Annotated in this window: 4 protein-coding genes; all 4 read left to right on the top strand. The window is 78.1% G+C overall.

Annotated elements, in window-relative coordinates:
• Positions 1-72: 72 nt before the first annotated feature.
• Positions 73-705 carry a nucleoside/nucleotide kinase family protein gene (locus tag N866_RS17480; protein ID WP_216699481.1) on the top strand — a complete coding sequence of 211 codons (633 nt, stop codon included), beginning with the start codon at positions 73-75 and terminating at the stop codon, positions 703-705.
• 49 nt (positions 706-754) lie between these two features.
• Positions 755-1966: an alanine racemase gene (gene alr / locus N866_RS17475; RefSeq protein ID WP_425393976.1), complete on the top strand. Its 1212-nt coding sequence runs from the start codon at positions 755-757 to the stop codon at positions 1964-1966.
• Positions 1963-2478 (top strand): tRNA (adenosine(37)-N6)-threonylcarbamoyltransferase complex ATPase subunit type 1 TsaE, encoded by a 516-nt coding sequence (gene tsaE / locus N866_RS17470; RefSeq protein WP_081802785.1) that lies wholly within the window; start codon positions 1963-1965, stop codon positions 2476-2478. The genes alr and tsaE overlap by 4 nt, the downstream gene beginning before the upstream one ends.
• Before the next feature lie 492 nt (positions 2479-2970).
• The coding region (tsaB, locus tag N866_RS17460; protein ID WP_034228953.1) for a tRNA (adenosine(37)-N6)-threonylcarbamoyltransferase complex dimerization subunit type 1 TsaB at positions 2971-3481 on the top strand (511 nt) is incomplete at its 3' end.

Genomic DNA, 3481 nt, shown 5'->3' with positions numbered 1-3481 from the left:
CAACCCGGGCGGTCCCGTCACCGCCGGGGACGTCGCCCGTGCCCTGCCGGGGACCGTGGCCGCGGTGCTGGTGTGAGCGGGCCGGTGGTCACCGACCTCGGCGGGGCCCTGACGCGGGCCCGGGGGCTCGCCGCGGCCGGCGGGCGTCGGCTCCTGGGGATCGCGGGCGCCCCGGGCGCGGGGAAGTCCACGGTCGCGCAGGCGGTGGTCGAGGCGCTGGACCGGGACGCCGTCCTCGTGCCGATGGACGGCTTCCACCTCGCCCAGGCGGAGCTGGAGCGCCTGGGCCGCGCCGACCGCAAGGGCGCCCCCGACACGTTCGACGCCGGCGGGTTCGTCGCCCTCCTGCGCCGCCTGCGCGAGCAGGGCGACCGCGACGGTGTCGTCTACGCCCCCCGCTTCGACCGGGCGGTCGAGGAGCCCGTCGCGGGCGCGATCCCGGTCGGCCCGGACGTGCCGCTCGTCGTGGTGGAGGGGAACTACCTCCTGCACGACGACGGCGCCTGGGCCGACGTCGCCGCGCTGCTCGACGAGACCTGGTACCTCGAGACCGACGACGCGCTGCGCGTGGAGCGGCTGGTCGCCCGGCACGCCGCCTTCGGCAAGCCGGCCGAGGCGGCGCGGACGTGGGCGCTGGGCCCGGACCAGCGCAACGCCGACCTCGTGGCACGGGGCCGGGAGCGCGCCACCGTCGTCGTGCGGTGAACGCGGGTCGCCCGCGGGCGCGGCGGCCCGGGACGCGCGCGGTGGGACACTGGCGCGCGTGAGCAGCCCCGTGAGCAGCTACCCCGCCCGCGCCGTCGTCGACCTCGCGGCGATCCGCTCGAACGTCGCCGCCCTGCGCGAGCACGCCGGGGGCGTGCCGGTCATGGCCGTGGTCAAGGCGGACGGCTACGGGCACGGCCTGGTCCCGAGCGCACGCGCCGCGCTCGCGGGCGGCGCCACCTGGCTGGGCGTGGCCCAGGTCGACGAGGCGCTCGCCCTGCGTACGGCGGGCATCACCGCGCCGGTGCTCGCGTGGCTGTACGGGCCGGGTGCCCCCCTGGAGGCCGCGGTCGCCGCGCGGGTCGACCTCTCCGTCGCGGCCCCGTGGGCGCTCGACGGCGTCGTCGTCGCCGCCCGTGCGACGGGCGTCACCGCCCGGGTGCACGTCAAGGTCGACACGGGCCTGGGTCGCAACGGCGTGCCGCCGGCGGAGCTCGCGGACCTGCTCGACGCCGCGCTGCGCGCCCAGGCGGAGGGCGCGGTCGCCGTCGTCGGCCTCTTCTCGCACCTGGCGTTCGCGGACGCGCCCGACCACCCGACGGTGCGCGGTCAGGCCGCGGTGTTCGCCGACGCGGTCGCGCTCGCGGAGCGCGCGGGCGCGCGGCTGGAGGTGCGGCACCTGGCGAACTCCGCGGCCACGCTCACCGACGCGAGCGTGCGGTACGACCTCGTCCGGCCCGGGCTCGCGGTGTACGGGCTGTCGCCGGTGCCGCAGGTGGGCGACCCGGCCTCGTTCGGGCTGACGCCCGCGATGCGCCTGGAGGCGGACCTCGCGCTCGTCAAGCGCGTCCCGGCCGGGCAGGGCGTCTCCTACGCGCACGCCTACACGACCCCGCGCGAGACGATGCTCGGGCTCGTCCCGATCGGCTACGCCGACGGCGTCCCGCGGCACGCGTCCGGCACGCAGGACCGCTGGGGCGGCCCGGTGCAGGTGGGCGGGCGGCGGCTCGGCGTCGCGGGCCGCGTGTGCATGGACCAGGTGGTCCTCGACCTCGGTCCGGACGCCGCGGAGCAGGCCGGGGACACGGTCGTGCTCTTCGGCTCCGGGGCCGACGGCGAGCCGACCGCGGAGGACTGGGCCCAGGTCGCGGGGACCATCTCCTACGAGATCGTCACGCGCGTCGGGGCGCGGGTACCGCGCGTCGTGGTCGGGGACGAGGCGGTCGCGCCGACCGTCGAGGCGGACGAGGACCTGCAGTGACCGGTCGGGCCGACGCCCCGGGCGTGGTGCACGTCGCCGCGGACGCGGACGCGACGCGCGCCTACGCCCGCGCCCTCGCCGCGCTGCTGCGTGCGGGCGACCTCGTCGTGCTGACCGGGCCCCTGGGCGCCGGGAAGACGACCTTCACCCAGGGCCTGGGGGACGGGCTCGGCGTGCGCGGCCAGGTCGCGTCCCCGACGTTCGTCATCGCCCGGGTCCACCCGTCGCTGGGGACCGGGCCGTCACTCGTCCACGTGGACGCGTACCGCCTCGGCTCGCTGGAGGAGCTCGACGCCCTCGACCTCGACGAGAGCCTCGAGGACTCGGTCACCGTCGTGGAGTGGGGCGAGGGGCTCGCCGAGGTGCTGTCGGAGGACCGCCTGGAGGTGACCATCGCGCGGCCCGTCGGCGGCGCGGTGGACGAGGACCTCGAGCACGCGGACGTCGGGGCGCGGCACCTGAGCGTCCGGGCGGTCGGGCCCCGCTGGGCCGGGGTCGCGCTCCCGGCCTGAGTGCCCGCCGCTCCGGCGCGCGGTCGGGCTAGGACCCGGGGCGCGCTGCCCGGCGCATCTCGTCGGCGAGGGCGGGGTTGTCCCGGGCGAGGTGCTGCGTGATCCGCTCGCGCACCTCCGGGGACTTGTTCTGGCTGAGCTTCGCCCGCGCCTCGAACCGGTCGACGTGCAGGCGCAGCCCGACGGTGCCCTTCGCGATCCGGCGGGTCCCGGCCTCGTCCTCCGCGAGCGAGCGCCCGTGCGGGTGGTGCTGCTCGAAGTGGTCGGTCAGCCGGCACAGGACGGCGTAGTGGGTAGTGGGAGGCGATCAGGCCGGCGCCGGTCGCGCTGACGAAGGTCGCCCAGGGGTGGGCGCGGACGAGGCGCTTGACCTCCTCGGGGTCGGTCATGAGGTACCGCGGGGTGTGGCGCATCGGGTGCTCCTCGTGCTGGGCGGTGCGGACGGCGCTGCGCGCGCACAGGACGACAGCGTCCCAGGTCCACGGTGGGAGGATGGGCGCCGTGCTGCTGGCCCTCGACACCTCCGCGGACATCACCGTCGCCCTCGTCACCCCGGACGGCACGGCGGCACTCGCCGCCCGACGGGTCGAGGAGCAGCGTCGGCACGCCGAGCTGCTCGCGCCGCTGGTCGCCGACGTGCTGCGCGAGGCCGGGGCGGACCGGCGGGAGGTCACGGCGGTCGTCGTCGGGACCGGCCCGGCGCCGTTCACCGGCCTGCGGGCCGGCCTGGTGACCGCGCGCACGCTCGCCTTCGCCCTCGGCGTCCCCGTCCACGGCGTGTGCAGCCTCGACGCGCTCGCGGCCCAGGCGTACCGCGACCGGACCGCCGAGCCGGCCCAGGAGGTCGTCGTCCTCACCGACGCACGGCGTCGGGAGGTCTACCACGCGCGGTACGCGGCCCGGGCCGAGGCGCCCGGCGCGCTGGCGCTGCTCGACGGCCCCGGCGTCGCCCGCCCCGCCGACCTCACATCGGCCGGGACGCTCGCGGGCGCCGTCGTCGTCG

The sequence above is a fragment of the Actinotalea ferrariae CF5-4 genome, from assembly GCF_000603945.1.
In the GTDB taxonomy this organism is placed as follows: domain Bacteria; phylum Actinomycetota; class Actinomycetes; order Actinomycetales; family Cellulomonadaceae; genus Actinotalea; species Actinotalea ferrariae.
This window is presented reverse-complemented; position numbering and strand designations above follow the sequence as displayed.